Origin of the sequence: Candidatus Villigracilis vicinus (assembly GCF_016702885.1) — a bacterium.
GTDB classification, from domain to species: domain Bacteria; phylum Chloroflexota; class Anaerolineae; order Anaerolineales; family Villigracilaceae; genus Villigracilis; species Villigracilis vicinus.
Genome location: NZ_JADJDD010000005.1, coordinates 221,543 through 228,528 on the forward strand (window position 1 = coordinate 221,543; position 6,986 = coordinate 228,528).

Here is a 6,986-nt window from a genome sequence, read left to right on the forward strand (position 1 = left end):
GCTCTTGTTCTTGCGGCGAAGCAATCTCCAACCATGCTCATGAGATTGCTCACCGCACTGCATCCGCACTACGGTGCAAGTGTCGTCGGGAAGAGCACCCTCCTCGCAATGACAGGATACTTTAGAGGAGACCTTTATTATGAAAATCATCAGCGACATTGGCATTCAGATCCCGCAAGTGGTTCTTCCCAAACCCGGCGTTGACCCGCAGAAGTGGGCGGTGATTGCGTGTGACCAGTTCACGTCCGAGCCGGAGTATTGGAACGACGTGGAAAAGATCGTCGGCGATGCGCCTTCGACCTTGCGCCTGACCTTCCCCGAAGTCTATCTCGAAGGACCGGGCGGGGAGGAACGCATCCAGAACATTCAGGCGGCGATGAAGAAGTACATGGATGAAGGCATCCTCCAGCCGCATGATGGATTTGTGTATGTCGAGCGCCAGACTTTGCATGGCAAGACCCGCAAAGGTGTGATGCTGTGCCTCGACCTCGAACGCTATGATTACAACAAAGGCTCCTCCAGCCTGATCCGCGCCACCGAAGGGACGATCGTGGACCGCCTGCCTCCGCGCATCAAGATCCGCGAAGGCGCTCAGCTTGAATTCCCGCATATTCTGGTGTTGATCGACGACCCGAACAAGACCGTCATCGAACCGTTGACAGCGGCGAAAGCGAAGTTCGAGAAGTTATATGATTTTGAAACCATGCTCGGCAGTGGTCATCTCGCGGGTTATGCCGTGAATGCTGAATTCGAGAATCAAGTCGTCGAAGCCCTGCGCGGACTCGCCAAGCCGGAAACCTTCGCCGCGAAATATGACGTCAGCAAAGATCTGCCGGTGCTGCTCTTCGCCATGGGCGATGGCAATCACTCGCTTGCGACTGCCAAAGCCATTTGGGAAAAGATCAAAGCCGAAGTGGGCATGGATCACCCGGCGCGTTATGCCTTGGTTGAAATTGAGAACGTCCACGATGAGGCGTTGGAGTTCGAGCCGATCCATCGCGTGGTCTTCGGTTTGAAGAAAGATGTCTTCGCCGAGATGAAGTCTTTCTTTGGCGAGAATTACAAATACACCCCCGTTGCCAGCGGCGCGGAGATGACTCAACACGTAGACAATGCTTCTGGTGAAAAGCAACTCATCGGCGTGGTCGGCGGCGGACAGCAATTCGGCGTAATTGAGATCAGCGAGCCTTCCACCAATCTGGCGGTGGGAACCATTCAAGCCTTCCTCGACCCGTTCGTGAAGAATGGCGGCGCGGAGAAAATTGACTACGTCCACGGCGAAGATGTGGTGGAGCGATTGTCCCTGCAAAGCGGCAACGTCGGCTTTTATCTGGCGGGCATGCACAAGAACGAGTTGTTCAAGACCGTGATCCTGGATGGCGCCCTGCCCCGCAAGACTTTCTCGATGGGTGAAGCGAAAGAGAAACGCTTCTACATGGAAGCGAGAAAGATCACGAAGTAGAATCCCAAAAGGGTGCCTCGCACCCAACCCATAGATTTATCCCAGGAAAAAAGATAGAGTCCACAGTGTGGACTCTATCTTTTTTAGTCTTTACGCTTGTTTTTCATTACCCATTTTAATGAGGTCGCCACGGCTCATCTACGTGTGTGAGCCAGACCAATTCAGGGTCGAGTGCAAGCACTCGCAACTGACCTTCGGTGTGCGGCTCGTCAAGTTCGCCGAACCATACTGCCACATCACCACCCACAATGATCGGACGTTCGCCAGTTTCGATAACGACCATTTGCATTCCGCGTGTGTGACCCGGTGCAGGGACGAGCCGCAGCCCGGGCAGCAGTTCGAACTCGCCATCGACCGGCACATACTGCACGCCGGGCGCATCGACCCATTCGCGGATCGTATAATCATCCTTGCTGCGCGCATCGTCCAACTCCAAACGCTGGACATAGATGGGTTTGCCCGCAAAAAGGTGGTTTCCACCGCAGTGGTCGAAGTGCAGGTGTGTGTTGACGACGATATCAACGCTTGTAAGATCGAAGTCCTGCTGGTTCAGCGGGCTGAGGCGCGGATCCATATCCGCCACTGCCGGGTGCAGCTCCGTCATACCGGTGTCGACCAGTACGCGCCCATTGGGATGATCGATAACATGTACATAGACCGGCATCCGCTCGCCTTCAGCGAGCAGGTCGGCAACGTGGATGGGGGTGATGGTTATTTCTTTTTTCATGGGAAATTTTATCCGTAGGTTGGACGTTGCGGAAAGCCAGCGGGAGAGTCTTCCCAATCTTCCTGTCGTCCATAAGGCGTCATATCCAGTAATCGATACACATCACTTAATGATTCGCAGCCGCGCTTGTAGATTGAGTATGTATGAAATATATCATCATCAAGACGGAAGAAAACACTTAACCCATGCCTTTCACCGCCATCCACTGTCACTTGGAAGTCCTGATTGAAATCGGTGTCAAATGCTGAATACCAGGGACGTTCCCAGCCCATACGCGTTTTATATGCAAGCAGTTTTTCGAGTGGGGCACGCGAGATAATGACAAACTGTGTGTTACGCACTTGCAGTTCAGATAGATCTCCGAGGTCATTTACAAACCCGGTACAACCCATACAACCATCCGTCCAGGAAGGGTCGAACATGAAGTGGTACACAATGAGTTGGGTATGCCCATCGAACAGATCGTAAAGGCTGCGCTTTCCTTCTGAACCGTTAAATGTATATGTTTTTTCAACCTTTACCATGGGCAATCTACGGCGCTCAGCGCTGATTTTATCCTGATGTTTGGTAAGTTCTTTCTCGTGGGTCAGCAATATTTCTCGAGCCGCCAGCCATTCATCTTTACTTACAATTTGGGGGTGTGCAGGGTTTTGAGTTGTCATGTTTTTGTTTCCTCTCACTCCTATAAGATGTGAAAGATTTTAGAATACATGTTCTATTTAGTCAAGGCGAGAGCCCCTGCCCCGCAAGACCTTCTTGATGGGTGAAGCGAAGAAGAAGCGGTTTTATATGGAAGCGAGAAGAATTACGAAGTAGTAGGCAACAAAAAGAGTCCGCATGCGGACTCTTGTTGCTTCTCTTATTTTATAAATACATGGATTAAATCTGCCCGCCAACACCCCTTTAAACTTCTCAACAAAAGCGGCGATTTTTTGAAAAACAGTTTGCTTTTTGATTAAGTATTGCGGATTAAGCGGACTCATTTTAGGCAGAAGCGCATTGAGTTCTGTGCCGTTTTCACTAGCATATTCACGCTTTAATGATGCAAGGATATAACGCTTAGCCGCGTCTGCATTTAGGTTTTCATCATTAATTAATTCGTTTGCTTCACGTTGTTGCTCGGTTTGAGCAAAGGTAAAGAAAGCATCAATAATACTGGCTTTGTCTAGAATGTTGTCCAAGTTGGTTTGGTTAATAAAATCAACCATCAAACTCTCTTTGGCGCGGTTGCCAAGGCTGGCGCGAATTAAACGGCGTGCTTCTTCAACCAATGTCACTTTGTCTTTAAGCTTTTTATTGTGTTCAAATATTAATTCCAGAATGTAATCCAGATTAATCTCTTGTGATTTGAGCAGATCCACCTCAAAAACCACATCATCCCAATCAATGGTGGCGGATTCTGTTTCAGCGCCCGCTTTTTCGCGGCGAAGCCAATCGAGAATATCGTTATAGGTTGAACGGTAATCTTGAATCATGCGCTCGGCTGGCACCTTAATCGCTTGCATCGCTGTTAAGTCTTCATCGTTTATATAGTGCTTCGCTTTAAACGCCTCTACCGCTGTAGGATCGGTCATATCTAGCCTTTGCAAGGCTTTTAAGCCAGCAAATTCGTCGTAGTTTTGCAGCGCATTCTCGACACGTAAATATTCGCCAAATAATTTAGCGAACTCTTTTTTATCAATTTCCCTAACAAGTTCATCAGGATTGGGGAAGCGTTGTTGTAACTCCGCCACCACGTCCAAATAACCACGCCGTGCTTCACCCGTCGCCACATCGGTAAAGCCTTCCATGTATTCTTTGTAGCTTTTTTCCAGCACCACGTTTTTGGTGTTCTTATCGCCAAATAAAGTAATGGCATCAATGGTCGCTTGTTCCAAATCGCGGAAGGTGACGATATTGCCAAACGTTTTTGTCGCATCATAAATGCGGTTGGTGCGTGAATAGGATTGGATCAAGCCGTGGTAGCGCAGGTTTTTATCCACGAATATGGTGTTCAAAGTGGGCGCATCAAAGCCTGTTAAAAACATACCCACCACAATCAGTAAATCAATTTCTTGATTGATCACCCTTTTGGCAAAGTCGCGGTAATAGTTTTGAAACGCATTGCTATCAACGCCGTAATTGGTTTTAAACATCGCGTTATAGTCATCAATTGCCGCACTTAAAAACTCTTTCGCACTGTTATTCATTGCCGTGAGTTCAAAGCTTTCATCAGGAATTTCCCCTGCGGCATCTTGTTCTTCGTTAGCCGCAAAAGAGAAGATGGTAGCAATCTTAAGCGGCTTGTTACTGTCTTTCTGTAAATACTTAAACGATTCATAGTATAGTTTGGCGGCATCCACACTGCTCACGGCAAACATGGCATTAAAGCCTTTGCTCCCCCCCTGTAAACGATGCGTTTTTTGCTTGAATTTATCTAAAATGTATTGGGCAATTTCTCGAATACGGACGGGATGTAATAACGCTTGTTTGTTTTCGGCCGCCGTGAGTATTCTCTCGTCTTGTTCCGTTTCAATCGCCTTAAACTGTGGGCGCACATCGTTGTAATCCACTTTGAATTTCAACACTTTTTCATCGCGAATGGCATCGGTAATTACATAAGAATGCAACTCGCGCCCAAACACGCTAGCAGTGGTGTCTGCCCCCAAGGCATTTTGTGGAAAAATTGGCGTACCCGTGAAACCAAACTGGTAGAATTTTTTGAATTTTTTCTTTAGGTTTTTTTGCGCCTCACCAAATTGAGAACGGTGCGCCTCATCAAAAATAAACACCACTTGCTTGTTGTAGATGGGCAAGTCGCCTTCACTTTTCATTAAGTTATTCAATTTTTGAATTGTGGTAACAATGATTTTATTGTCATCTTTATCAAGGTTACGTTTTAGCCCTGCGGTGCTGTCTGAACCATTGACGCTATCGGGCGAAAAGCGTTGGTATTCTTTCATGGTTTGATAGTCGAGATCTTTACGGTCGACCACAAAAAAAACTTTATCAATAAAATCGAGCTCGGTTGCAAGGCGTGCCGCTTTAAAGCTGGTTAAGGTTTTGCCTGAGCCTGTGGTATGCCAAATATAGCCGCCGCCTTCGGTGGTGTTCCATTTTTTTGCTTGATAAGCGCTGTTTATTTTCCATAAAATGCGCTCGGTCGCGGCAATTTGGTAGGGGCGCATGACCAACAATGTGTCGTTCACGTCAAAGACTGAATAGTTGAACAGCACATTCAATAAGGTGTTTTTCTGAAAAAACGTGGCAGTAAAATCTTTTAAGTCTTTAATTAACGAGTTATCTGCTCTTGCCCAATTCATGGTGAAATCAAAACTGTTTTTATCACGCTTGATGGTATTGGCAAAGTAACGGCTATCTGTTCCGTTGGAAATCACGAAAAGCTGCAAATATTTAAACAGTTAGTTATCTGCATTAAAACTTTCTTTGCTATAACGATGCACCTGATTAAATGCTTCACGAATCGCCACACCCCGTTTTTTGAGCTCGATTTGCACCAATGGCAAACCATTCACCAAAATGGTGACATCGTAGCGATTGGAATGCGTACCTTTTTGTTCAAACTGTTTGATCACCTGCACTTTATTCCGTGCAAGTTTTTTCTTATCCAGCAGGTAAATATTTTGGATATGTCCATCGTCAAAGACAAAATCGTGGATATGGTCGTCGTGAATTTTGCGCGTTTTATCGATAATGCTATCGCTGGGTTTATCTAAATAGCTTTCAACAAAACGTTGCCATTCCCCATCTGAAAACTGCATCTGATTGATGGCTTGCAACTGCACCCGCACGTTCGCCAGCATTTTTTCGGGGGTGGTTAAATCGGTCAGGTAATCATACCCCTGGTTTTGTAGATCGATGAGGAACTCAGCCTCTAAAGCGTATTCGCTTTGATAGGATTCCTTGAGCTGCAGGGCTTTGGTGTACTTATCTAAGACGATGAAGTTATTCGATTCTGCAATGGCTTTGTATTCAAATAGAGATATTAATAATTCGTGTCTCATAAGGATTAGAGTTTCCATCATCCTGTTGTAGGTAATAGATCTCCCCATTTTCATAACCAAGAAAAGTGGAGTTTTTCTAAAATATTTCTGAGAAAATTAAAATGGTACTTATGCAGCTGACCCGTCTCAATCGCTTTTTCAATCTCTGCTTTGAGAAAAGATGATACGAAACATGGTGAATCGCCTGGGGACTTCAAATCATATTCCCCATCTTCGTTTTTCAGAAGATATTTTTTAAATTTAGCGTCCTTGAACTCATTGTGCAGCACATTATAAAAAAGCGGGTTATGGGTCGTGATAATAAATTTAAGTTTTGAACGACTATGACTCAGTTGTGCCAAGTCTACCGCCAATTGTATTAAATTGTTTTCATCTAAGGAGCTAACAGGGTCATCAATAAAGACATATTCCAACTGGTCAAACTGATCTGTTTCACGATCGCTGGGTTCAGCGACATTCAATACATCAATCACTTGCACAAGCAGACTATAAAATACACTCCATATAAAGTTGCTTTCTTCACCTTTTGAAATTTTGATGTTTTCGGTTTGTTCTTCGTTGCCGCGTTCAAAGAGAATGTGACTTCAGAGAAATCTGGGCTAAAACGCGGAGACAACTTTGTATCAGTATAGCGCTGAAAATGAGCAACAATGTTTTGATCTTGCCCTTGGTCTTGAAGCACCCATTTTGTAAAATCGTTAGGCTGAATTTTTAATTTTGGCTCGTTATCACGCTCTAAATCGTTATCCCAATAGAACAGGTCTTCGGTAAACGCATTGTAATAAAGGATTTT

Annotated in this window: 3 protein-coding genes and 2 pseudogenes; 1 reads left to right on the forward strand and 4 read right to left on the reverse strand. The window is 45.7% G+C overall.

What is annotated here, in order from left to right; translation table 11 throughout:
- Window positions 1-139 precede the first annotated feature (139 nt).
- The gene (locus tag IPG80_RS06040) at window positions 140-1,462 is read left to right on the forward strand and encodes a DUF1015 domain-containing protein (RefSeq protein ID WP_345103834.1); all 1,323 of its coding nucleotides are present in this window, start codon (window positions 140-142) and stop codon (window positions 1,460-1,462) included.
- 115 nt (window positions 1,463-1,577) lie between these two features.
- On the opposite strand, the gene IPG80_RS06045 is transcribed toward IPG80_RS06040, so the two are convergent.
- From IPG80_RS06045 to IPG80_RS06060, 4 genes and pseudogenes are all read right to left on the reverse strand, one after another.
- A complete protein-coding gene (locus IPG80_RS06045) occupies window positions 1,578-2,189 on the reverse strand; it encodes an MBL fold metallo-hydrolase (RefSeq protein ID WP_345103839.1) in 612 nt (203 codons plus the stop codon).
- An 8-nt stretch (window positions 2,190-2,197) separates the two neighbouring features.
- Window positions 2,198-2,851 carry a DUF899 domain-containing protein gene (locus IPG80_RS06050; RefSeq protein ID WP_345103841.1) on the reverse strand — a complete coding sequence of 218 codons (654 nt, stop codon included), beginning with the start codon at window positions 2,849-2,851 and terminating at the stop codon, window positions 2,198-2,200.
- 234 nt (window positions 2,852-3,085) lie between these two features.
- Window positions 3,086-6,193: pseudogene (locus IPG80_RS06055) on the reverse strand (type I restriction endonuclease subunit R); the annotation flags it as partial.
- Window positions 6,162-6,986 (reverse strand): annotated as a pseudogene (locus IPG80_RS06060) (AAA family ATPase); the annotation flags it as partial. The pseudogenes IPG80_RS06060 and IPG80_RS06055, both read right to left, overlap by 32 nt.

What these genes read in the sequence shown, in the direction of transcription:
- IPG80_RS06050 (WP_345103841.1), bottom strand. Translation starts at nt 2,851, where the DNA reads ATGACAACTCAAAACCCTGCACACCCCCAAATTGTAAGTAAAGATGAA.
- IPG80_RS06040 (WP_345103834.1), top strand. Translation starts at nt 140, where the DNA reads ATGAAAATCATCAGCGACATTGGCATTCAGATCCCGCAAGTGGTTCTT.
- IPG80_RS06045 (WP_345103839.1), bottom strand. Translation starts at nt 2,189, where the DNA reads ATGAAAAAAGAAATAACCATCACCCCCATCCACGTTGCCGACCTGCTC.